Here is a 22,837-nt window from a genome sequence, read left to right as displayed (position 1 = left end):
CTTCGATGAACTGAAGCAACTTGCTGTCGATAACTGCGTAACTCATTGTTTACCAAGGAGTTTTCCGTTTCGACTGCACCGGAAGTGGGGGGAATTATAGACAGATATAATTCGCCGTCAACCCAATTATTCGGTTTTTCTATCAAAAACCTCAAAAACCCGCCACTTCCACTATATAGATAGCTACGAGTCAGTTTTTGCGCAATATATTGCTCATGCACTGACAGTTAAGCATCATAGCGCCACGTATTTATCGATCATGACTTCGGAAGAACCCCCGCAATGACCACCCCTCCTCGCAGCCTGGCATCCACATTGTTTCCGATCGGCCTGCTATTAATTGCCATGGCGTCTATCCAATCCGGGGCGTCATTGGCCAAAAGCATGTTCCCTATCGTCGGCGCACAGGGCACCACCGCCCTGCGTCTGATTTTCGCGAGTGTGATCATGCTGGTGCTATTACGCCCATGGCGCGCCACGCTGACGGCCAAGTCCCTGCGCACGGTGATCATTTACGGGATGGCGCTGGGCGGCATGAACTTCCTCTTCTATATGTCCCTTCGCACCGTACCGCTGGGGATCGCCGTAGCACTGGAATTCACAGGCCCGCTTGCCGTCGCTATTTATGCCTCACGCCGAGCTGTCGACTTCCTGTGGATTGCCCTGGCAATCATCGGCCTGCTGCTGTTGATTCCGATGGGCGAGGCCAGTAGCGGTATCGACTGGGTCGGCGCGGCTTACGCGCTGGGCGCAGGCGGATGCTGGGCCCTCTATATCTTGTTTGGCCAAAAGGCTGGGAACGACAATGGTGTTCAGACCGCCGCACTCGGCGTGATAATTGCCGCCCTGTTCGTCGCACCGATCGGCATCGTGCATGCTGGCGCCGCGCTGCTGACCCCCGCCCTGATCCCTATCGCCATCGGCGTCGCGATTCTTTCCACGGCCTTGCCCTACACGTTGGAGATGGTTGCACTCACGCGCCTTCCCGCCCGCACGTTCGGCACGCTCATGAGCATCGAACCGGCGTTCGGCGCCCTTTCCGGCCTGTTCTTTCTGCATGAGCATTTATCCCTGGCCCAATGGCTGGCCATCACCTGCATTATCCTGGCTTCGGTAGGCGCCACGTTGACGATGCGCAACGAATCCAAACCGCTGGTGCCCGCCGACTGATCATCTTTGAAGCCAGCGCTGGTATTTGCCGCTCATTTAGGCCATGTTTAGGCCGTAACCGAATGTCATTCATGGAGAATTTCGACACGGACAGCATGAACGCTTCGCTCGAGAGCGAGTAAAGCGGCTCTGTTTTTTTGCAGGGCGGCTATTAAGGATGGGAATGAAACGAATTTTGATACTGTTGCTGGTTGTGGGCATCGCTGGCTGTGCTGCAACCACAAAAACAGAAGTGAAACGGGGAAAAAAAGGGCTGCATATCAACTGTTCGGGCCTGTCCTCCTCTTGGGACCAGTGCTACACCAGTGCAGCCAACTCATGCGGCGCCAAGGGCTACCGGGTGATCGCCAAATCCGGCGATAACTCCGAGGAGCCTGGGGACTACCCCTTCGGTCTCAACCCTGCCGGCTATACCAGCCGTAGCATGATCGTCATCTGCAAATAGTTGCCCGAGCAGTCTGTCCTGACTGCTCATCTTAAATCCCGGCCATTTGCGGCATGAAGGCTAAACTCCTGCTCGACCATCGAGCCAATGGAGTTCCCATGCCGCACAACAAGAAAATCGTATTAGTCGTGGGTGCCGGTGACGCAACCGGCGGCGCCATAGCCAAACGCTTTGCCCGCGAAGGCTACATCGCCTGCGTCACCCGTCGCAGCGCCGAAAAACTGCAGCCCCTGGTAGACAGCATTCAGTCAGCCGGCGGTGAAGCTCATGGCTTTGCCTGTGATGCACGTAAAGAAGAAGACGTGATCGCACTGGTCGAGCAAATCGAAACCGAACTGGGGCCTATTGAAGCGTTCGTCTTCAACATCGGCGCCAATGTGCCTTGCAGCATTCTGGAAGAAACCGCGCGCAAGTACTTCAAGATCTGGGAGATGGCGTGCTTCTCCGGCTTCCTGAACGCACGGGAAGTCGCCAAGCGCATGGTCACGCGCAACCGCGGCACTATCCTGTTCACCGGTGCCACCGCCGGCTTGCGCGGAAGCGCCGGGTTTGCGGCCTTCGCCGGCGCCAAACACGGGATACGCGCCCTGGCACAAAGCATGGCGCGGGAGTTGGGCCCGATGAACATCCATGTCGCCCATGTGGTGGTCGACGGTGCCATCGATACCGACTTCATTCGCGAGAATTTCCCGCAAAAGTACGCCCTCAAGGATCAGGACGCCCTCCTCAACCCTGACCATATTGCCGACAACTACTGGTTCCTGCACAACCAGCCAAGGGACGCCTGGACGTTCGAACTGGACCTGCGCCCCTGGAACGAAACCTGGTGACTCCCTCTATAACAATAAGCAGTGAGTACAGACCATGAGTAAAACCCTAGAGTTTTTCTTTGATCTCGGCAGCCCCGCCACTTACCTGGCCTATACCCAGTTGCCGGCGCTGTGTGCCCAAACCGACGCACAGGTGGTGTATCAACCGATGCTATTGGGCGGTGTTTTCAAGGCCACGGGCAATGCCTCGCCAATCACGGTGCCCGCCAAGGGTCGCTACATGCTCGATGACCTGGCGCGTTACGCCAAACGCTACAACGTGCCGCTCAGGTTCAACCCGCACTTTCCCATCAATACCTTGTTGCTGATGCGCGCTGTCACCGGCATTCAAATTCACCAGCCTGAGCGTTTTCTCGACTTCATCGACTGCCTGTTCCGCGCACTCTGGGTGGAAGGCCATCATCTGGGCGACCCAGAGGTCGTGGCCAATGTGCTCACCGAACAGGGGTTCGATCCCGAGCAGGTACTGGCCCTGTCAAACGATGCAGCCGTCAAGGACGCTCTCAAGGACAAAACCGAACAAGCCATTAAGCGCGGCGTGTTCGGCGCTCCCAGTTTCTTTGTAGGAAACCAGCTGTTCTTCGGCCAGGACCGTCTGGACTTTGTGCGTGAAGCCCTCAGCTAGATGTCGATTGCAGCCGGCATGCCCCGGCTGCATCCGATCAAATCGCCGCAGTGCGCACCTGCAACCATTCAAGGGCTGCACCATCGAGCAGCGGGCTCAAACGCTCACGCACCTGGGCGTGATACGCGTTGAGCCAATCACGCTCATCCGCCGTCAGCAACGACGGCTCCAGGCAGCGGGTATCAATCGGGCACAGGGTCAGGGTTTCGAACTTGAGGAATTCGCCAAACTCGGTCTTGTCCGCTTCCCGGTTCAACACCAGGTTCTCGATGCGCACGCCCCAACGACCAGGGCGATAAGTACCCGGCTCAATTGACGTAATCATCCCTGGCTGCATCGCCGTTTGTGGCGCTGCAGCGGCTTGATAGGCAATCACCTGCGGGCCCTCATGCACGTTGAGGAAATACCCTACGCCGTGGCCTGTACCGTGACCGTAGTCCACGCCTTCTGCCCAGATCGGCGCCCGGGCAATGGCATCCAGCAACGGTGAAAGAATGCCCTTGGGGAACTGCGCACGGGACAGGGCAATCACGCCCTTGAGTACCCGCGTGCAATCGCGCTTTTGTTCCTCACTCGGTGTACCGATGGGCACCATCCGCGTGATGTCCGTGGTTCCGCCCAGGTACTGGCCGCCCGAGTCGATCAACAGCAAGCCATCACCTTCGATCAGCGCATGCTCTTCTTCGGTGGCGTGGTAATGCGGCATCGCGCCGTTGGCATTGAAGGCGGCAATGGTGTTGAAGCTCAGGGACACATAGCCTGGGCGACGGGTACGCGCCGCGGTCAGGTGTTCGTCAATCGTCAGTTCGGTAATGCGCTCGCGGCCCAGGGCACTGTCGAGCCAGGCAAAGAATTCGCACAGCGCCGCACCATCCTGCTCCATGGCTTGGCGGATATGTTCCGCGTCTGCCAGACTCTTGCGGGATTTTGCCAGTGTGGTGGGGTTGAGGCTTTCAACCAGCTTGACGCCCGCGTCGAGGTTTTCCAGCAAGCCGGCAGTGACGCGGGCGGGGTCCACTTGCAAGCTTGCACCCGCCGGTACCGCTCGCAGCGCGTGCGCCACCTCGCTGTAATCACGCAGGGTCACGCCATCCTGCTCAAGCACCGCCCGCAGTTGCGCATCGACCTTGCCCAACGCCACAAACAAAGTCGCCTGCTGTTGATTGATCAAGGCAAAGGACACAAACACCGGATTGAACGACACATCAGCGCCGCGCAGGTTGAATAGCCAGGCGATGTCATCCAGCGTCGCGATGAAATGCCAGTCGGCGCCCTTGTCTTTCAAACTGGCACGCAAGGCGGTCAGTTTTTCGCCACGACTGACGGTGGCCTGGGGCGGCAGATGCTGATAGATGGGCTGGTTCGGCAGCGCCGGGCGGTCTTGCCAGACTTCATTGAGTACATCGATATCGGTACGCAGACGCGCGCCACGCTCGGCCAACTTGCCACCCAGGGTGCGTGCCGAGGCCACGGCCATGACCGCACCGTCCACCGCCACCACGCCACCCTCAGGGGTTTGCTCCGCCAGCCACTCCAGCGGCCCAGGCTGACCCGGTTGCAGCTTTACCAGCTCGATACCGCTGCCCTTGAGTTCCTTGGTCGCCTGTTCCCAGTAACGGCTGTCCGCCCAGACCCCGGCAAATTCCGCCGTGACGATCAGGGTGCCCACCGAACCATGAAAGCCGGACAACCACTGACGCCCTTGCCAGTAACCCGGCAAATATTCGGACAGGTGCGGGTCCGCCGATGGCACCAGCAGGGCATGAATGCCTTCGCGGCGCATCAGTTCACGGGTGTGCGCCAGGCGCTGGGGAACCGTTCCATGGGTCAAAGGCTGCGTACTCATTGTGTCTCCTGCTAACCACTAATAATTGTTATGTGTTGCGAATGATAAATCAGACCGCCCAGAATGCCGGCGCGCTCGCCAACGCGGCCTTGATCAACTGCGCGGCCTGGTCGATATCCTCTTCGGTGGTGAACCGACCCAGGCTCAAGCGAATCGTGCGAGCGGCACTGCGGGCATCATGCCCCAAGGCCAGGAGCACATGGGACGGCGCATTGCTGGCCGAATTGCACGCTGAAGTCGCAGAAAAGGCAATGCCTGCACTCAATGCGGCTGAATTGAATTCGCCTTCGCTGAAGGTAAGGCTCAAGGTATGCGCAATACGCTGGGTTGGGCTGCCATTAAGACGCAACCCGGCTACCGACGCCAACTGGTCCAGCAAGCGCTGGCGCAGCGCGACAATCGTGGCCTTCTCATCGGCGAAAGACGCTGCCGCCAGGGCAAACGCCGTGCCCATGCCGGCAATCTGATGGGTCGCCAGGGTGCCGGAGCGCAAACCGCCTTCATGGCCACCCCCGTGAATCTGCGCCAATACCTTCTGCTGCGCTCGCGGCCCGACATATAACGCGCCGATGCCCTTGGGTCCATACAGTTTGTGAGCAGAGAACGACATCAGGTCCACCGGCCACTGGGCCAGGTCGATAGCCACTTTGCCTGCCCCTTGCGCCGCGTCCACATGGAACAACGCGCCCTGCTCACGCACCCGCGCGCCAATGGCCGGGATGTCGTTGAGGGTTCCCAGTTCGTTGTTGACCAGCATCAGCGAGACCAGAAAGGTGTCCTCGCGCAAGGCTTCGCTGACCGCCTCGACGCTGATCAAGCCGTCTGCATCCGGTACCAGGTAAGTCACTGCCACTCCGGCTTCCTGCAATTGCCGCGCGGTGTCCAGCGTGGCCTTGTGTTCGATCTGGCTAGTGATGATATGCCCACCCGTCACACCACGGGCCTGGGCCACGCCCTTGAGCGCAAGGTTGTTGGATTCCGTGGCACCGGAGGTCCAGACGATCTGCTCGGCCTGCGCCCCCACCAACTCGGCCACCTGGCGACGCGCCTGTTCAACCTTCTGCCTAGCCGCTTGGCCGAATGCATGGGAACTGGACGCTGGGTTGCCGAAGTGAGCGTTGAAACCCAGACACTCGACCATCACCTGGATAACTCGCTCATCCACCGGCGTGGTGGCGGCGTAGTCGAAATACAACGGACGTTTATTCATGAGGTTAAAACTCGCAGAGCGTATTCCCAAGAGCAGCGTCTCGGGGGGCATCGATCAGAACAGAGGTCGTCAGGTTTAACCGATCGAATGCCATTAAAGAAGGTAACTTTATTTAAATGTGCGTAGGAACGCTCCTGGAATTGAGCTTAACAGGCTGAAGTAGCCCCATGGCAAACAAAAAGCCCGAGGTTCCTTATGGGAAACCTCGGGCTTTTTGCTGTAAGAAGCGCGCTCAACTGGGGCGGCCATGCAGGACCACGCTGCGCTCGGCGTTCATTTCGCCCTGGCGATCAAAACCGAAAGGCTGCTTTGGCTGACCAAGCAACGCGGCACGCTGGCGTTGATAGTCGTCAAACGACAAGCCGCGACGGCCCAGGGCCTCCAGGGCCAACTGCTTGGTTTCCTCGGCCGTATAGGGACGCAACTCCGGGGAAGGCTGGGTCGCACAACCCGCAAGGACAGAGGTGACAAGTAAAAAGGAAACAGCGAGGAAACGGTTCATGGCGATGGCCCTGCGAAGGTGGTTTCGAGTCAATGAACACAGGCTACTCCCGGCCCTTCTCGCTGAAAAATCATCGTCCGTGATAGTCGCTATCACGCGTATCGGCGCCTACGGCGGGAACGCCTCCATATTCACTTAAGTTCTATAAATATAGAAACACCTTCATTTACGAATTAAGACGCTACCTCTATAAAGACCTTGCGCGCAGCCCGCTGCCCATCAGGCAACAGCCCTTCAACAAAGCCCGAATTCCCTATGAGAGGTCACCATGCAGCTGTTCACCCTGCCGCCCTCGCCTGCCCTAGCCACCTCGATCCGCGCCACAGCCCAGGTCTTCGAAGACCCAAAGTCCCAGGCCCTGCTCGACCATATCCAGCAAGTGGCCCCCAGCGAAGCCAGCGTGCTGATCATTGGCGAAACCGGCACCGGCAAAGAACTTGTTGCGCGGCATATCCATCACCTCAGTACGCGGCGCAACCAGCCCTTCGTGGCGGTGAACTGCGGGGCCTTTTCGCAATCCCTAGTGGAAGCCGAGTTGTTCGGCCATGAGAAAGGCGCCTTTACCGGTGCCCTCAGCGCCAAGGCCGGCTGGTTCGAAGAGGCTGACGGCGGCACCTTGTTTCTGGATGAGATCGGCGATTTGCCGATGGCCATCCAGGTCAAGCTGCTGCGGGTGCTACAGGAGCGCGAAGTGGTGCGCCTGGGTTCGCGCAAGCGCATTGCAATCGATGTGCGAGTTCTGGCCGCCACCAATATACAGCTGGAGAAAGCCATCAACGCCGGGCGTTTCCGGGAAGACCTCTACTACCGCCTCAATGTAGTCAGCCTGGCATTGAGCCCGCTGCGCGAACGTACCGGCGATATCCTGCCACTGACCCGGCACTTCATCCAAACCTACAGCCAGCGCCTGGGTTACAGCCCGATCAGCTTGAGCCACCTGGCCGAGCATAAACTCAAGCGCTACAGCTGGCCGGGCAATATTCGTGAGCTGGAGAACGTGATTCATCACACCCTGCTGATCTGCCGCAACGCTGTGATCGAACCCGACGACCTGCGCCTATCGGGCCTGCGCATCGAACGCCAGAACGACAGCGACGCCGATCCCAGTGCAGAAGCTCTGCTGGCGCGGGCGTTTCAAAAGCTCTTCGAGGAACAGTCCGGCGCCCTGCATGAAAAGGTCGAGGACGCTTTATTGCGCGCTGCTTATCACTTCAGCCACCACAACCAAGTGCACACCGCCAACTTGCTGGGACTGAGCCGCAACGTCGCTCGCGCTCGCCTGATCAAGATCGGCGAACTGGCGGTAAACAAGCGCAGGCCCGGGGAAAATGTGCAAGGCGAACGGATGCTGCATCTATCCATTTAGTCGGCAGTGCAAGGCATCGTCCTGACTGCGCTCAAAACTGCGCAGTACCTGGAATGCGCCAAAGGTCACGGCCGTGGCCCGGTGAGCATGGATGAGCGTCCAGAAATCTTCGCCGCCCTGCTCAAAACATTTGAAGGCCGCCTCACCCTCTTCGCGCGATTGCCATTGCAAATAATTGAGCACCCTGCGCCCGTCATCGCTGACCTGTACGCTGGCACTCAAGAAACCGCCATGACGCACGGCCAGACGCTCGCTCTGGGTGGTCAAGGCGGCCACCAGGGCGGATTGCTGACGGGGTTCGATGTGAAATTCGATCAGCTGAGTGAAGCTGCGATTCTTCTCTGATACCGGCATGAAAACTCCCCTCTTTCTGTAGGCAGAATCTTGCGATTCGATGCCACGCAGGGTAAAACCTCTAGTTAAGTCGAGGTCAAGCACTGCTTGGGAGAGGTTCATGCTCACTAAGGAACTCAGCGTCGGTCAGCTCGCTGCCCGCAGCGGCGTGGCGGTGACCGCCCTGCACTTCTACGAGGCCAAAGGGCTGATCAAGAGCAATCGCAATGCCGGTAACCAGCGGCGTTACCCACGTGATGCGCTGCGGCGCGTGGTGCTGATCAAGATCGCCCAGCGCTTGGGCATTCCACTGGCCAACATTGGCGAGGCATTGCAGGCCTTGCCCGATGGGCGCACACCCAATGCTCAAGACTGGGAGCGCCTGTCGGCGTTGTGGCGTGAAGACCTGGATGAGCGCATCAACAAGCTGATGCTGCTGCGCGACAAGCTCAATGGCTGCATCGGTTGCGGGTGCCTGTCGATGGAGGCGTGCCCGTTGCGCAATCAGGACGATAAGCTCGCTGAGTATGGGCCAGGCGCCCAGTTACTGGAGCCCACCACCCAGCCTTGATAAAAAGCACCTCGTCGGCTGCCCGCAGGCCACGCATTACGTGGCCTATAGTGAAATGCTCGTACCCCAAATCAAGGAGAACGTTATGAGCGTTAAAGCTATTCCCGAGGGTTATCACGGCATTACCCCCTACCTGGGCATCAACGAGGCCGCAAAGGCGATCGAGTTCTACAAGAAGGCCTTTGGCGCCTCAGTGTTCATGCGCCTGGACATGCCTGACGGCCGGGTCGGCCATGCGGAGCTGCGTATTGGCGAAGCGGTGATCATGCTGGGCACGCCCTGCGACGAAACGGCCCTGCGCAATCCGGACGCACATCCCAGTGTCGGCCTGCACCTGTATGTGAATGACGTGGACAAACAATTCAAACAGGCGGTTGATGCCGGCGCCAGCGTGGTGTCCAAACCGCAGGATCAGTTCTATGGGGATCGCTCGGCGAGTGTGAAGGATCCGTTCGGGCACCTGTGGTTCCTGGCGACTCACAAGGAAGACCTGAGCGAGGAACAGATCCGCCAGCGTGCCATGCAAATGTTCAAGCAAGGCGGATAGTTGCAGCGCAATACACATCCCATGTGGGAGCTGACTTGCTCGCGAAGGCGGCGTGTCAGTCAATGAGTCTGTTACTGAGCCACCGCTATCGCAGACAAGCCAGCTTCCACATTGGTTGGGTATTGCCCACGGAATCAGCGCCCGGCATCAATCCCCCTGGGGGAGCTGGCTTGCCCGCGATGGCGACGGGTCAGTCAATTAATCTGCAACTGAACCACCGCCATCGCAGGCAAGCCAGCTTCCACATTTAGACCTCAGCGCGTCAGATAGAAAGGCGTCGGCTGGCAGGCAGCTATGTCTCAAAGGTTACGCCACACACCCTGAAAGCGGTCCTGAAACATTTTCTTTCATATCCCCCTTAGGGATTTCTCATTCTCATCCGTCTTAACTTAGATACAGCCTGTCGCGTCAGCAAAAGCTACGACTGGCCTTTTCCGGGCCTCCATCGCCCCTCCGATCAAGACCCTCATTCATATGTCGAAGAAGTCACGCTCCAAACTCTGGTTTCTCGTCCATAGCTGGCTGGCGTTGCCCATCTGGTTCTTTGTACTGATCGTCTGCGTCACCGGTACCCTGGCCGTGGTGAGCCAGGAAATCGTGTGGCTGGCCAACCCGGATATCCGCGCCAGCAAGCCGTCGGATGACGCTCAGCCGCTGAGCTTTGACCAGGTGATCGCGGCCATCAAGCGCGACGAGCCCAAGGCTATTGTCCAGTCCATCATCCGCCCGGATGAATCGCACTTCGCGCTAAGCGTTGGCCTCAGCTACCCGGATGGGCGCTCCGTGGAGGTGTATGCCAACCCCTATACCGGCGCGATCCAGGGCATCAGCCCCTCGTTCAACTTCCAGCAATTCACCCGCGCCCTGCATGGCTGGTGGCTGGTACCGTTCACCAATGGGTACAGCTGGGGCTGGTACCTGGTGTCTGCGTTGGGCTTGCCGCTGCTCGCTTCGCTGGTCACCGGGCTGGTTGTGTACAAGCGCTTCTGGAAAGGGTTCCTGCGCCCTACCCTGCGCATCCGCCACGGCGCGCGAATCTTCTGGGGCGACTTTCACCGTCTGAGCGGCATCTGGTCAATCTGGTTTATCGCGGTCATTTCAATCACCGGCACCTGGTTCCTGATCGAGGCTGTCCTGGGCGACAACCAGATATCCATTTCCAGCGAACCCATCGTGCCAGTGATTGCGCGGGAAAAGGTGCCGTTGTCGACACCGGGCGTACCGGCACCGACGATCCCCATCGACAAGGCGATCGACATCGCCGCCGAGAAAATCCCCGGCCTGGACGCCAGCTTTGTGTTCATGCCAAGCAACGCCTACAGCCACCTGCAGATCGGCGGGCGTGGCTGGTACCCGTTGATGTTCCAGACCGCACAACTGAACCCCTATGACGGTGAAATCGCGCTCTCGAACTTATTGTCCGACCGCACCCCGCTGGAGTTCGTCACCGAGTCTATGCGCCCGCTTCACACCGGGGACTTTGGCGGTTTGTGGATCAAGCTGATCTGGGCATTCTTCGGCCTGGTACTGAGCATGATGGTATTGAGCGGCTTGCTGATCTGGACCAAGCGCACCGCCCTGGCCACCCTCAACGCCCTCAAGCGCGAGGCCAAGACGCAACGTCAAACCGCGTCCATCCCGGCCATGCACGCCGAAACCCCGGAGGCCCAACGATGAGCAAGGTCGCAACCGTACCGCCGTCTCCGCTGCGAGCCTTCTGGCTCAAATGGCGTTTCCATATCAACATCCTGCTGTTGCTGGTGCCGCTGGGGTTCATGCCCAAATACTTTGCCGACGCCGCGTTGTTTCGTGGGGATACCGGCATCGGCGAGCGCGTGGCCGGGCAGGTGCAAGTCGGCCCCTGGAGCCTCACGCTGGCTGAGTTTCGCAACGAAGGCCCGAGCCCAGACCCGGCTGGCCCGATGAAGTTCTTCAACGCAGCCCTGTGTGACACCTGCGCCGAGCAGGTCAAGGCCACTTACCTGCGTATCGGCAAACCCCGCAGCCTGCGCGCCGCCGGGGTGATCTTCTTTGGCACGCCCTACCGCATGGGCGCCGCCCTGCCTATACCAGAACGCACCCCGGTGGACGCCGAAGTGTGGGTGACCATGGAAGGGTGGGACGGCAGCATGCACCAGGGTTCCATCCCGCTGAGCCAGGCCTCGCCTGCCACCATTGCCTGGCTGAACAAGCAAGGAGTCAAACCATGACGTTCAAGCGCCTCACCCGCGCCGCACTGTTGCTGTGCGCCGGCCTGAGCACCACCGCTTTTGCCCACAACCCGATGTGCGAATGCAAGGAAATCCCCGGCGAGCAGATCCAATGCAAAGGCGGCTTCTCCGACGGCAGTGGTGCCCCCGGTGTAACCCTGGATGTGATCGGCTACGACGAAACCATCCTGGTGCCGGGCAAGCTCGGCGAGGATTCGACCCTGACCTTCAAGAAGCCCGCCGCCGAGTTCTACGTGCTGTTCGATGCCGGCCCCGGCCACGTGGTGGAAATCGACCAAGCGGATATCCCGTCGCAATGAGTACCACACAGGTTGTACGCCCCGCCGGCGCAGGCCACGAAACCCTTTATGTGCTGCTGTTGTGCCTGATCATCCTCGCGGTGGCGGGCACGGTCGTGGCGCTGCACGGGGAAACCCAGGAAGTCGTGCCGGTGCCAAGCCATCAGCTGGACGCCCGTCGCGACCTGAGCGCCGCCGAGCAAGGCATCTATGCCGATTTGCGGGTGACCCTGGATGAAATCCACCTGTTGCAGCAGGAGCACAGCGCCCTTCCCACGCCTGAGCAACTGGCCGAAGAAGGCTTCGCGCCGTTTGCCCAGGACGCCAGTTCGGTCAGCCGTGGTGGCCATCGCTGGGAGTTGCTGGCACCGGCCGCCTACCTGGGTTTGAGCCAGGCGCCGGCCACCAGCGGTTCGCTGCTGATGCGCGTGCAAGGCAGCGAGCCGGATATCTGGCTCAACCGCAGCGCCAACCTTGCCGCCCCGTCCGACCTCACTGACCAGGCGCTGATCGCGGCCGGCTGGCAGCAGGTGGTCGCGCAATTCGATGCCGGCGTCACCCGCCAGCACCGTCACTGAACGAGAAGACCGATTGCCCATGTCTATGTCATCGCCCCTGTTACGCCTGTTAATGGTTGGTCTGTTCAGCCTGATGCTCGCCCCCCTTGCCAATGCCGAGGCGGCCAAGCGCCTGCGTATCGGCATTACCTTGCACCCCTATTACAGCTACGTAGCCAATATCGTGGGCGACAAGGCCGAAGTGGTGCCGCTGATTCCCGCCGGTTTCAACCCTCACGCCTACGAGCCGCGCGCCGACGACATCAAGCGCATTGGCACCCTGGATGTGATCGTGCTCAACGGCGTCGGCCATGACGACTTCGCCGACCGCATGATCGCCACCAGCGAGCGCCCGGACATTCCGGTGATCGAAGCCAACGCCAACGTGCCGCTGCTCGCCGCTACCGGTAACGCGGCACGCGGTGCGGGCAAGGTGGTCAACCCGCACACCTTCCTGTCGATCAGCGCGTCGATTGCCCAGGTCAATAACATTGCCCGTGAGTTGGGCAAGCTCGACCCGGACAACGCCAAAACCTACACCCAGAACGCCCGCGCCTACGGCAAGCGCCTGCGCCAGATGCGCGCCGACGCCCTGGCCAAGCTGACCAGCGCGCCCAACCCGGACCTGCGCGTCGCCACTGTGCACGCGGCCTATGACTACCTGTTGCGCGAGTTTGGCCTGGAAGTCACCGCCGTGGTCGAGCCGGCCCACGGTATCGAGCCAAGCCCCAGCCAGCTGAAAAAGACCATCGATGAATTGCGCGCCCTGGATGTGAAAGTGATCTTCTCGGAGATGGACTTCCCGTCCACCTACGTCGATACCATCCAGCGTGAATCCGGGGTCAAGCTGTACCCGCTGTCGCATATTTCCTACGGCGAATACAGCGCCGAGAAGTACGAAGTGGAGATGACCGGCAACCTCAACACCGTGGTTCGCGCGATTCAGGAGTCGGGAGCATGACCGCGGCGCAGCAACTGAACGCCGTCAGCGTCGGCCCGACCCTGAACTTCGACCAGGTCTCGCTGACCCTGGGGCGCACCGTGATCCTCGACGGCGTGAGTTTCCAAGTACAGCCGGGCAGCATCCATGCGCTGGTCGGCCCCAATGGCGGCGGCAAAAGCTCGCTGATCAAGACCCTGCTAGGGCAAACGCCGCACCAGGGGCGCTTGAGCCTGGAGTGGCCAACCACACCCGGCACCATCGGTTACGTGCCCCAGGCGCTGGAATTTGACCGGGGCCTGCCGATGACCGTGGACGATTTCATGGCTGCCATGTGCCAGCGTCGCCCGGCGTTTCTTGGCCTGTCCAGGCATTACGCGGCGGCGATTGGCGATGCCCTTGAGCGCGTTGGCATGCAAGACAAGCGCAAGCGCCGCATGGGCGCGTTGTCCGGTGGGGAGCGCCAGCGTGTACTGCTGGCCCAGGGGCTGATTCCGGCGCCGCAATTGCTGGTGCTCGATGAGCCGATGTCGGCCCTCGACGAGGCGGGTATCCAGGTGTTCGAACGGCTGCTGAACGACTGGCGCCTGGCCGGGATTACGGTGCTGTGGATCGAGCACGACCTGGAGGCCGTGGGCCGCCTGGCCGACCGCGTCACCGGTCTGAACCGCCGCGTGCTGTTCGACGCCACACCGAAAGAGGCGCTGACCCCGGACCGCCTGCTCACCCTGTTCTCCACCCACCCTCGGAGCCCGGCGCCATGAGTTATGAAGCCTTTCGCTTGATGGTCCAGGGCTGGGCCTCTTCCGGCTACCTGCCCGAAGCCCTGGCCTACGGGTTTGTGGTCAACGCCCTGCTCGCCGGCTTGTTGATCGGCCCGGTACTCGGCGGCCTGGGTACGCTGGTGGTGGTCAAGCGCTTTGCGTTTTTCTCCGAAGCGGTCGGCCATGCCGCGCTGACCGGCGTGGCCGTGGGCATCCTGCTGGGCGAACCCTATACCGGGCCCTATGGCAGCCTGTTTGGCTACTGCCTGCTGTTCGGCATCCTGCTCAATTACCTGCGCAACCGCACCGGCCTGGCCCCCGATACCTTGATCGGTGTGTTCCTGTCGGTGTCCCTGGCACTGGGGGCAAGCCTGCTGCTTATTTTGGCCGGCAAGATCAACGTGCACATTCTCGAGAACGTACTGTTTGGCTCGGTACTGACGGTCAACGGCAACGACCTGCTGGTACTGGCCATTGTCGGCTCGCTGGTGATGGCCCTGGCATTGCCGTTGTACAACCGCATCATGCTGGCCAGTTTCAACCCGCAATTGGCGGCAGTGCGCGGGGTGGCGGTGAAAAGCCTGGACTACCTGTTCGTGATCCTGGTGACCCTGATCACCGTGGCTGCGGTCAAGGTCATCGGCGCAATCCTGGTCGGTGCCTTGCTGGTGATTCCTGCCGCTGCGGCGCGCCTGTTGAGCCAGTCACTCAAAGGGTTTTTCTGGATCTCGGTGTTGATCGCTACCGTCAGCACCCTGTGCGGCATCCTGCTGCCGATCATCTTCGACCTGCCCATCCCCTCCGGCGCCGCCATCATTCTGGTTGCCGGTATCGCCTTCGCCTTCGCCGCCATCGCCCGTGGCGTTGTGCCCAGCCTCAAAGGGAATCTCGGATAATGCGCCCTGTCTTTCGCCCACTGGCCCTGGCCATCGCTTGCTTGATGAGTACGTCGGCCCTGGCCGTCGACGGTTTCGACGCCAAGGACTTCAAAGTCAACCAGGGCCTCGGTCATGCAGCCCTGACCAAGGCCAAGCAACCGGTCAAGGTGCTGGCCTCGCTGCCGATTACCTACGGCTTGGCCGAGGCGCTGCTTAAAGGCACCAACGTAGCGCTTGAACGCGCCGCGCCGGCCAATCTACCCGGCTCGCGGCAGGTGTCCTACTTCACTGGCCGCGGTGCTGCGGCATTGAATAAGTTGGCGCTGGACGCCGACGCGGCCATCGGCCTGCGCTCGCTGTGGGCCGATGACCCGCTGTACCCCGTGGCGCGGCGCAGCAATATCCGCATCGTCGAAGTTGATGCCGCACGCCCGGTGGACGGTGGCTTGCCGGGTATTGCGGTCCAACCGGGGGTCACCGATGGCTTGAACAGCCAACCCTGGCAATCGAGCAACAATATGGGGCGCATGGCCGACGTGATGGCCGCCGACCTGAGCCGCCTGGCCCCGGCTGCCAAATCCAGGATCGACGCCAACCTGGCCACGCTCAAACAGCGTTTACTCAAGCTCACCGCCGACAGCGAAGCGCGACTGGCCAAGGCCGACAACCTGAGTGTGGTCAGCTTGAGCGATCACTTCGCGTACCTGGTCAGCAGCTTGAACCTGGAAGTGCTCAGCACCGATGCACGGCCCGATGCCGAGTGGACGCCTGAGGCGCTGCAAAAACTCAGCGCTGAGTTGAAGGACAACGACGTGGCGGTGGTGCTGCATCACCGTCAACCCAGCGATGCAGTCAAAGCTGCCGTCACTGCCGGCGGCTCCAGACTGTTGGTGTTGAATGTGGACGGTGCCGACCCGGTGACGGAGTTGGAAACCAATGTAGACCAAGTGATCAAGGCACTCACGCCCTAGGCAAGCCACCGATCCGTCAGCGATAAATTCGGTTCAATGTGGGAGCTGGCTTGCCTGCGATGCGGGCGCCTCGGTTTATCAGGCATACCGAGTCGATGCCATCGCAGGCAAGCCAGCTCCCACATTGGATCGCGGTGCATCAGCCGCTACACCACATCCACCCCCACATGAATCGCATCATGCCGCCAGAACTCCAGGTCACAATCGATCAAGCGTTGATGCTGATCATAGTTGACCCGGGCGATGCGCAAGCCCGGGCTGCCTACCGAGACGCGTAGCGCAGCGGCCGCTTCCACCGGCAGTGACGTCGGCACAATCTCGAACCGCACCCGCCCGTAGTGCAAGTCATATTTGCGCGCGTACAACTCAGTCATCGACTGATTCAAATCGCACGTCAGGATCCCCGGAAAATACTGCGGGTTCAGGTAGTGCTCCACGTACAACACCAGGCGCCCGTCAATCCTGCGGCCCCGGCAAATCTGGATCACGCTCGACAACGCCGGCAATTGCAACCAAGCGCACACCGCCGCAGACGCCGGTTGCAAGCGTGCGGAAATGACCTGTGTGGAAGCCTCACGCCCCTGGTCGCTGACCATGGCGTGAAAATGGCTGCGCTGCATCAGGTTATAGGCCAGCCGTGGCGGCGAGACGAACCAGCCCCGACGCTCTTCACGGTAGATCTGCCCTTGGGCTTCCAGTTGTAACAAGGCTTCCCGCACGGTAATCCGAGTGGTACCAAACAACTCGCTGAGCTTACGTTCGGCGGGCAGTTTGCTGGCAGGCGGCAACAGGCCATGGTCGATCTGCTCTTGCAACGCAAGGCCGATGGAAGTTACCGCCTTGATTGCCTCATCACGCATCAACGTTACCTATCTGGACTAGACCAGCACCGTTCAGGTGCACAAAACGCGCTCTATCTGGGCTTTTGCTGCTGTATGCCAGCCTAGGCACTCCAGATGACCGACAGATGACAAAGGCTGTCGACTGCCTCTACCACACCCTGCAATACATCGGCCAAGTCCAAGGCCTGCGGGCACTTGGGCATGGTCTACGCTAAGTCGAAGCTGAGCGACATCAGCGCTTCAAAAACGACATCGACATGAAACTGTCATCCAGGGGGCCTAGATTGGCTCAGGTATTGCTGACCTAGACCAAACCACCGCTAACGTTCAGATAAAACGCCGCGTTGAAAACGCCCAAAGGAGCTTCGGATGAAACAGCTTTTCCTGGCATCACTGTTAGGCTCGACCATTGCCATGTGCACCGCCGCCATGGCTGCTGATACCGATCTAAAAACCTTGGAAGCCGCCGCCAAAGCGGAAGGCGCCGTCAACAGCGTCGGCATGCCCGATGACTGGGCCAACTGGAAAGGCACCTGGGAAGACCTGGCCAAGACCTACGGCCTCAAGCACATCGACACCGACATGAGCTCGGCCCAGGAAATCGCCAAGTTCAAAGCCGAAAAAGACAACGCCAGCGCCGATATCGGTGACGTGGGCGCGGCCTTCGGCCCGATCGCGGTGAAGCAGGAAGTCACCCAGCCGTACAAGCCGTCCACCTGGGCCCAGGTGCCGGATTGGGCGAAAGACAAAGACGGTCACTGGGCCCTGGCCTACACCGGCACCATTGCCTTTATCGTCAACAAGAAACTGCTGCACGGCTCCGAAGTGCCTACCACCTGGGCTGACCTGCAAACTGGTAAATACAAGGTGTCGGTGGGTGACGTGAGCACTGCCGCCCAGGCTTCCAACGCGGTACTCGCCGCGGCCATCGCCAACAAGGGCGACGAAAAAAACATCGCGCCGGGCCTGCAATTCTTCACCAAGATCGCCCAGCAGGGTCGCCTCTCGCTGTCCAACCCGACCATCGCCACCATGGAAAAAGGCGAAGTCGAAGTGGGCCTCGTCTGGGACTTCAACGGCCTGAGCTACAAGGCCAAGATGGCTAACCCGGATGACTACGTGGTGCTGATCCCCTCGGATGGCTCGGTGAAATCCGGCTACACCACCATCATCAACAAATACGCCAAGCACCCGAACGCCGCCAAGCTGACCCGCGAATACATCTTCAGCGATGCCGGCCAACTCAACCTGGCGCGCGGCAATGCGCGTCCGATCCGGGCTGAAACCGACTTGAAATTGCCGGCGGACGTTGCCAAGAACCTGATCCCGGGCGAGCAGTACACCAAGGCCAACCCGCAGCCGATCAAGGATGCCGATGCCTGGGAAGCGACGTCCAAGAAGCTGCCACAGATGTGGAACGAGCAGGTCATCGTAGAAATGAAGTAATCGGTCTCTCTGATCGAGGTGCGGTCAGTGTGGGAGCTGGCTTGCTTGCGATAGCGGTCTGACATTCAATATTTGTGTCCACTGATACATCGCCATCGCAGGCAAGCCAGCTCCCACATTTGAGCCCATTACAACTTGATACTGAGCTATACCATCTTGTTGCGGAGCCCCAGCCCCCCATGAAGCACAACGTCATCCTTGTGGTGCTCGACGGCCTCAACTTCGAGGTCGCCCGGCACGCCATGGGGCACTTGCAGGCCTATGTCGGCGCAGGACGCGCAGCCCTTTACACACTGGAATGTGAACTGCCTGCCCTGTCCCGCCCGTTGTATGAATGCATCCTCACCGGCGTGCCGCCGATTCAAAGCGGTATCGTGCACAACAACGTCTCGCGCCTGTCCAACCAGCGCAGCATTTTCCACTACGCCAGCGACGCAGGCTTAAGCACCGCCGCGGCGGCTTACCACTGGGTCAGCGAGCTGTATAACCGCACGCCCTTTCTCGCCGCGCGTGATCGTCACACCGACGACAAAGCGCTGGCGATCCAGCATGGGCATTTCTACTGGAATGACCACTACCCTGATTCCCACCTGTTCGCCGATGCCGAAAGCCTGCGGCTCAAGCACGCGCCAAACTTTTTGCTGGTGCACCCGATGAACATCGACGATGCCGGCCACAAGCACGGCCTCGACACCGCGCAATACCGCAACAGCGCACGCTCGGCCGACATCATCCTGGCCGACTACCTGCAAGGCTGGCTCGACGCCGGCTACCAGGTACTGGTCACCGCCGACCACGGCATGAACAACGACCGCTCCCACAACGGCCTGTTGCGCGAAGAACGGGAAGTGCCATTGTTTGTCATCGGTGATGCCTTCAGCCTGGACACCGAGGCCGCGCCGAAGCAGACCGACCTGTGCGGCACGGTCTGCGAACTGCTGGGCGTGCCCCACGACAAACCTGTGTGCCGGGAGTTGCTCAAGTGAATGCATTGACCCGCGGCAAATGGCTGGCCCTGCTATGCCTGCTGCCCTTCGCACTGTTCTTTATCGTGTTCGAGATCGCGCCGCTGGTGTGGGTGCTGATCAGCAGCCTGCAAACCGAAGAGGCCGGCTGGAGCCTGGAAAACTTCACCCGCATCTTCACCTCGAAGTTCTACCGGCAGGCGATCCAGTTCAGCCTGGAGATCAGTTTCTACTCCAGTATCTTCGGCATCATCATCGCCACCCTGGGCAGCTACTCATTGCGCCGAGTGGATTCGCCGCTGCGCAACTTCGTCACCGCATTCGCCAACATGACCAGCAACTTCGCCGGCGTGCCCCTGGCCTTCGCGTTCATCATCCTGCTGGGGTTCAACGGCAGCATCACCCTCATGCTCAAGCAGGCTGGGATCATTGAGGACTTCAACCTGTACTCCAAAACCGGTTTGATCATCCTCTATACCTACTTCCAGATTCCCCTCGGCGTGCTGCTGCTCTACCCGGCCTTCGACGCATTGCGCGAAGACTGGCGCGAGTCGGCCGCCCTGCTCGGTGCGAATGGCTGGCAGTTCTGGCGGCATATCGGCCTGCCGGTGCTCACCCCGGCCCTGCTCGGTACCTTTGTGATCCTGTTGGCCAACGCCCTCGGCGCCTATGCCACGGTCTATGCGCTGACCACCGGCAACTTCAACGTGCTGCCGATTCGCATTGCCGGCCTGGTGTCCGGCGATGTGTCGCTGGACCCGAACATGGCCAGTGCCCTGGCCGTGGTGCTGGTGGCGCTGATGACTGTGGTCACGGTGATGCATCAACTGCTGCTCAAGAGGAGCTACCATGTCTCGCGCTGAAGCCGGCCCGGCCTCCCTCTACCATCGGGTGGTGGTTTACCTGTTGTTCCTGATTCTGGTGCTGCCTTTGGTGGGCACCTTTGTCTACTCGATTTCCAGCAGTTGGTCGGCAACCATCCTGCCCGCCGGCTTCAGCGTGAAATGGTATGTACAGCTGTGGAGCGACCCGCGCTTTCTGATGGCCTTCGGGCAATCGTTGCTGGTGTGCGTGGGGGCATTGATCCTTTCGGTGGTGTTGATTTTGCCGCTGCTGTTCGTGGTGCATTACCACTTTCCCAAGCTCGACGCGCTGATGAACATCCTCATCCTGCTGCCCTTTGCGGTGCCGCCGGTGGTGTCCTCGGTGGGTCTGCTGCAACTGTACGGTTCCGAGCCGCTGGCGATGGTGGGCACGCCATGGATTTTGATCGGCTGCTACTTCACCGTCGCGCTGCCGTTCATGTACCGCGCGATCACCAACAACCTGCAAGCCATCAACCTGCGCGACCTGATGGACGCGTCGCAACTGCTCGGCGCCAGCACCTGGCAGGCCGCGATCCTGGTGGTGCTGCCCAACCTGCGCAAGGGCCTGATGGTGGCGCTGCTGCTGTCGTTCTCGTTCCTGTTCGGCGAATTCGTATTCGCCAACATCCTCGTCGGCACCCGCTACGAAACCCTGCAGGTGTACCTCAACAACATGCGCAACAGCAGCGGCCATTTCACCAGTGCCGTGGTGATCTCCTATTTCTTCTTTGTGCTGGTGCTCACCTGGGCCGCCACGCTCTTGAACAAGGACAAAAGCCAATGAGCTTCGTCAGCGTCCAACACCTGCAAAAAGGCTACACCGGCACCCCGGTGTTCAGCGATATCAATTGCGAGATCGCCAAGGGCGAGTTCGTCACCCTGCTCGGCCCGTCCGGTTGCGGCAAATCCACCCTGCTGCGCTGTATCGCCGGGCTTACCCCGGTGGACAGTGGCCAAATCCTCCTGGATGGCCAGGACATCGTGCCCCTGAGCCCACAGAAGCGCCAAATCGGCATGGTGTTCCAGAGCTACGCACTGTTTCCCAACATGACTGTGGAACAGAACGTCGCCTTCGGCCTGCGCATGCAAAAGGTCAACGCCGACGACAGCCACAAGCGCGTACAAGAAGTGCTGCAACTGGTGGAGCTCAAGGACCTGGCCGGCCGTTATCCGCACCAGATGTCCGGTGGCCAGTGCCAGCGCGTGGCCCTCGCCCGCTCCCTGGTGACCCGCCCTCGCCTGTTGTTGCTGGATGAACCGCTGTCGGCGCTGGATGCACGGATTCGCAAGCATTTGCGCGAGCAGATCCGCCAGATCCAGCGCGAACTGGGGCTGACCACGATCTTCGTGACCCATGACCAAGAAGAAGCGCTGACCATGTCCGACCGCATCTTCTTGATGAACCAGGGCAAGATCGTGCAGAGCGGCGATGCCGAAACCCTCTATACCGCGCCGGTGGATGCGTTCGCTGCCGGGTTTATCGGCAACTACAACCTGCTCGATGCCGACAAGGCCAGCCAACTGCTGCAACGGCCGATCAGCGGGCGCATCGCGATTCGCCCCGAAGCCATCGAGTTGAGCCGCAGCGGCGAACTCGATGCACTGGTGCGTAGCCACAGCCTGCTGGGTAACGTGATTCGCTATCGCATCGAAGCCCGCGGCGTCGAGCTGGTGGTGGACGTGCTCAATCGTTCGGCCGACGACCTGCACCCGGATGGCCAGCGCCTGGCACTTTCCATCGACCCCAGCGCACTGTGTGAAGTAGCCTGACAGGCAGCGACCTATTGAGAGAGAGCATCACCGATGGCATTGGTAATTTTTGATCTGGACGACACCCTCATCCACGGCGACTGCGCCACGCTGTGGAGTGAACAGATGGGCCGCCTCGGCTGGGTAGACCCTGAGTCGTTCATGCGCCGGAACAACGAGCTGATGGACGCCTACAGCCAGGGCCAGTTGCGGATGGAAGATTTCATGGATTTCAGCCTGGAGCCGATGATCGGCCGCACCCCGGAAGAAATCGAGCACCTGGTGGAGCCGTGGGTCGAGGAAGTGATCGAGCCGCTGATCTACAGCGACGCCACCAAGACCATCGCCCGCCACCGTGCGAACGGCGACCGGATCCTGGTGATTTCCGCTTCGGGCACTCACCTGGTCACCCCGATTGCGGCGCGTATCGGCATTGAGGAAGTGCTGGGGATCAACCTGGAAGTCAGCCACGGCGTGTATAGCGGTAAGACCGTAGGCGTGCTGACCTACCGCGAGGGCAAGATCACGCGGTTGGTGGAATGGCTGGAGCAGGAAGGTGAAACCCTTGAAGGTGCGTATTTTTACTCGGATTCGCGCAATGACTTGCCGCTGCTGCTCAAGGTGGATCACCCGCAGGTGGTGAACCCGGACCCCGTATTGCGCGCCCATGCCGAACAGGCCGGCTGGCCCATCCACCACTGGACCTGACTCAATAGAGATCAACCTGTGGGAGCTGGCTTGCCTGCGATAGCCATCGGTATGTACACAACTTTGTGGGTTGTAACAGCAGACGGTAACCACGATGCGAAGCGAGTCGCTCTTGATCTTGCTCTTGATCTGCTTTTGATCTTGATCTCAGGCGCCCCGTTAAACCACGCTGGCCGAACGCAGGCTTGAATTCGTGG

The 22,837-nt window shown here is 60.3% G+C and carries 26 protein-coding genes; 21 read left to right on the top strand and 5 right to left on the bottom strand.

The window, feature by feature from the left end; translation table 11 throughout:
• Positions 1-282 precede the first annotated feature (282 nt).
• The 4 genes from rhtA to DK871_RS25710 all read left to right on the top strand — a co-directional run bounded on the left by rhtA (position 283) and on the right by DK871_RS25710 (position 3,070).
• Entirely contained in the window at positions 283-1,170 is an 888-nt protein-coding gene (gene rhtA / locus DK871_RS25725) for a threonine/homoserine exporter RhtA (protein WP_161907124.1), read from the top strand.
• A 163-nt stretch (positions 1,171-1,333) separates the two neighbouring features.
• Entirely contained in the window at positions 1,334-1,615 is a 282-nt protein-coding gene (locus DK871_RS25720; RefSeq protein WP_003190182.1) for a hypothetical protein, read from the top strand.
• A 98-nt stretch (positions 1,616-1,713) separates the two neighbouring features.
• Positions 1,714-2,445, top strand: a complete 732-nt coding sequence (locus DK871_RS25715) for an SDR family oxidoreductase (protein WP_161907123.1) — start codon at positions 1,714-1,716, stop codon at positions 2,443-2,445.
• A 34-nt stretch (positions 2,446-2,479) separates the two neighbouring features.
• A complete protein-coding gene (locus DK871_RS25710; RefSeq protein ID WP_161907122.1) occupies positions 2,480-3,070 on the top strand; it encodes a 2-hydroxychromene-2-carboxylate isomerase in 591 nt (196 codons plus the stop codon).
• A gap of 37 nt (positions 3,071-3,107) precedes the next feature.
• On the opposite strand, the gene DK871_RS25705 is transcribed toward DK871_RS25710, so the two are convergent.
• The 3 genes from DK871_RS25705 to DK871_RS25695 all read right to left on the bottom strand — a co-directional run bounded on the left by DK871_RS25705 (position 3,108) and on the right by DK871_RS25695 (position 6,628).
• Positions 3,108-4,916: an aminopeptidase P family protein gene (locus tag DK871_RS25705; protein ID WP_161907121.1), complete on the bottom strand. Its 1,809-nt coding sequence runs from the start codon at positions 4,914-4,916 to the stop codon at positions 3,108-3,110.
• Positions 4,917-4,965: 49 nt separating this feature from the next.
• Positions 4,966-6,126, bottom strand: coding sequence for a cysteine desulfurase family protein (locus tag DK871_RS25700; RefSeq protein ID WP_161907120.1), 1,161 nt, complete (start codon positions 6,124-6,126; stop codon positions 4,966-4,968).
• A 232-nt stretch (positions 6,127-6,358) separates the two neighbouring features.
• Positions 6,359-6,628: a hypothetical protein gene (locus DK871_RS25695; protein ID WP_032892547.1), complete on the bottom strand. Its 270-nt coding sequence runs from the start codon at positions 6,626-6,628 to the stop codon at positions 6,359-6,361.
• 268 nt (positions 6,629-6,896) lie between these two features.
• Here DK871_RS25695 and DK871_RS25690 point away from each other — a divergent pair, with 268 nt between their 5' ends.
• Entirely contained in the window at positions 6,897-7,994 is a 1,098-nt protein-coding gene (locus DK871_RS25690; RefSeq protein ID WP_161907119.1) for a sigma-54-dependent Fis family transcriptional regulator, read from the top strand.
• Here DK871_RS25690 and DK871_RS25685 read toward each other — a convergent pair.
• The gene (locus tag DK871_RS25685) at positions 7,983-8,348 is read right to left on the bottom strand and encodes an antibiotic biosynthesis monooxygenase (protein ID WP_161907118.1); all 366 of its coding nucleotides are present in this window, start codon (positions 8,346-8,348) and stop codon (positions 7,983-7,985) included. The two genes, DK871_RS25690 and DK871_RS25685, sit on opposite strands and share 12 nt — an antisense overlap.
• A 100-nt stretch (positions 8,349-8,448) precedes the next feature.
• Between DK871_RS25685 and soxR the strand changes: the two genes are divergently transcribed.
• The 10 genes from soxR (at position 8,449) to DK871_RS25635 (ending at position 16,064) form a co-directional block, all read left to right on the top strand.
• Positions 8,449-8,898 (top strand): redox-sensitive transcriptional activator SoxR, encoded by a 450-nt coding sequence (gene soxR / locus DK871_RS25680; RefSeq protein WP_161907117.1) that lies wholly within the window; start codon positions 8,449-8,451, stop codon positions 8,896-8,898.
• Positions 8,899-8,983: 85 nt separating this feature from the next.
• Positions 8,984-9,445 carry a VOC family protein gene (locus DK871_RS25675; protein ID WP_161907116.1) on the top strand — a complete coding sequence of 154 codons (462 nt, stop codon included), beginning with the start codon at positions 8,984-8,986 and terminating at the stop codon, positions 9,443-9,445.
• 474 nt (positions 9,446-9,919) lie between these two features.
• Complete coding sequence (locus tag DK871_RS25670; protein ID WP_161907115.1) at positions 9,920-11,122, top strand: PepSY domain-containing protein; 1,203 nt, start codon at positions 9,920-9,922, stop codon at positions 11,120-11,122.
• Positions 11,119-11,655 (top strand): thiamine pyrophosphate-binding protein, encoded by a 537-nt coding sequence (locus DK871_RS25665; RefSeq protein ID WP_161907114.1) that lies wholly within the window; start codon positions 11,119-11,121, stop codon positions 11,653-11,655. The genes DK871_RS25670 and DK871_RS25665 overlap by 4 nt, the downstream gene beginning before the upstream one ends.
• A complete protein-coding gene (locus tag DK871_RS25660; protein ID WP_014717808.1) occupies positions 11,652-11,975 on the top strand; it encodes a hypothetical protein in 324 nt (107 codons plus the stop codon). Before DK871_RS25665 ends, DK871_RS25660 begins: the two co-directional genes overlap by 4 nt.
• The gene (locus tag DK871_RS25655; protein ID WP_161907113.1) at positions 11,972-12,532 is read left to right on the top strand and encodes a DUF6162 family protein; all 561 of its coding nucleotides are present in this window, start codon (positions 11,972-11,974) and stop codon (positions 12,530-12,532) included. Before DK871_RS25660 ends, DK871_RS25655 begins: the two co-directional genes overlap by 4 nt.
• 19 nt (positions 12,533-12,551) lie before the next feature.
• Positions 12,552-13,472, top strand: coding sequence for a metal ABC transporter substrate-binding protein (locus DK871_RS25650; protein ID WP_161907112.1), 921 nt, complete (start codon positions 12,552-12,554; stop codon positions 13,470-13,472).
• Entirely contained in the window at positions 13,469-14,215 is a 747-nt protein-coding gene (locus tag DK871_RS25645) for a metal ABC transporter ATP-binding protein (RefSeq protein WP_161907111.1), read from the top strand. The genes DK871_RS25650 and DK871_RS25645 overlap by 4 nt, the downstream gene beginning before the upstream one ends.
• A complete protein-coding gene (locus DK871_RS25640; protein WP_003190154.1) occupies positions 14,212-15,111 on the top strand; it encodes a metal ABC transporter permease in 900 nt (299 codons plus the stop codon). Before DK871_RS25645 ends, DK871_RS25640 begins: the two co-directional genes overlap by 4 nt.
• Complete coding sequence (locus DK871_RS25635) at positions 15,111-16,064, top strand: metal ABC transporter solute-binding protein, Zn/Mn family (protein ID WP_161907110.1); 954 nt, start codon at positions 15,111-15,113, stop codon at positions 16,062-16,064. Before DK871_RS25640 ends, DK871_RS25635 begins: the two co-directional genes overlap by 1 nt.
• Before the next feature lie 146 nt (positions 16,065-16,210).
• On the opposite strand, the gene DK871_RS25630 is transcribed toward DK871_RS25635, so the two are convergent.
• Entirely contained in the window at positions 16,211-16,924 is a 714-nt protein-coding gene (locus tag DK871_RS25630; RefSeq protein WP_161907109.1) for a UTRA domain-containing protein, read from the bottom strand.
• Positions 16,925-17,275: 351 nt separating this feature from the next.
• Between DK871_RS25630 and DK871_RS25625 the strand changes: the two genes are divergently transcribed.
• The 6 genes from DK871_RS25625 (at position 17,276) to DK871_RS25600 (ending at position 22,640) form a co-directional block, all read left to right on the top strand.
• Complete coding sequence (locus DK871_RS25625; RefSeq protein WP_003190150.1) at positions 17,276-18,352, top strand: ABC transporter substrate-binding protein; 1,077 nt, start codon at positions 17,276-17,278, stop codon at positions 18,350-18,352.
• Between the two features lie 179 nt (positions 18,353-18,531).
• On the top strand, positions 18,532-19,338 hold the full coding sequence (locus DK871_RS25620; RefSeq protein WP_161907108.1) for an alkaline phosphatase family protein: 807 nt from the start codon (positions 18,532-18,534) through the stop codon (positions 19,336-19,338).
• Positions 19,335-20,180 (top strand): ABC transporter permease subunit, encoded by an 846-nt coding sequence (locus tag DK871_RS25615; protein WP_161907107.1) that lies wholly within the window; start codon positions 19,335-19,337, stop codon positions 20,178-20,180. Before DK871_RS25620 ends, DK871_RS25615 begins: the two co-directional genes overlap by 4 nt.
• Positions 20,167-20,967, top strand: a complete 801-nt coding sequence (locus tag DK871_RS25610; protein WP_161907106.1) for an ABC transporter permease — start codon at positions 20,167-20,169, stop codon at positions 20,965-20,967. Before DK871_RS25615 ends, DK871_RS25610 begins: the two co-directional genes overlap by 14 nt.
• Positions 20,964-21,953, top strand: coding sequence for an ABC transporter ATP-binding protein (locus DK871_RS25605; RefSeq protein ID WP_003190143.1), 990 nt, complete (start codon positions 20,964-20,966; stop codon positions 21,951-21,953). Before DK871_RS25610 ends, DK871_RS25605 begins: the two co-directional genes overlap by 4 nt.
• A gap of 33 nt (positions 21,954-21,986) precedes the next feature.
• On the top strand, positions 21,987-22,640 hold the full coding sequence (locus DK871_RS25600; RefSeq protein ID WP_161907105.1) for an HAD family phosphatase: 654 nt from the start codon (positions 21,987-21,989) through the stop codon (positions 22,638-22,640).
• The last annotated feature ends 197 nt before the right edge of the window (positions 22,641-22,837 follow it).

Origin of the sequence: Pseudomonas sp. L13, assembly GCF_009935965.1 — a bacterium.
GTDB classification, from domain to species: domain Bacteria; phylum Pseudomonadota; class Gammaproteobacteria; order Pseudomonadales; family Pseudomonadaceae; genus Aquipseudomonas; species Aquipseudomonas lactis.
Note: the sequence above shows the minus strand (reverse complement) of the source record. Positions and strands in the feature narration are given on the sequence as shown.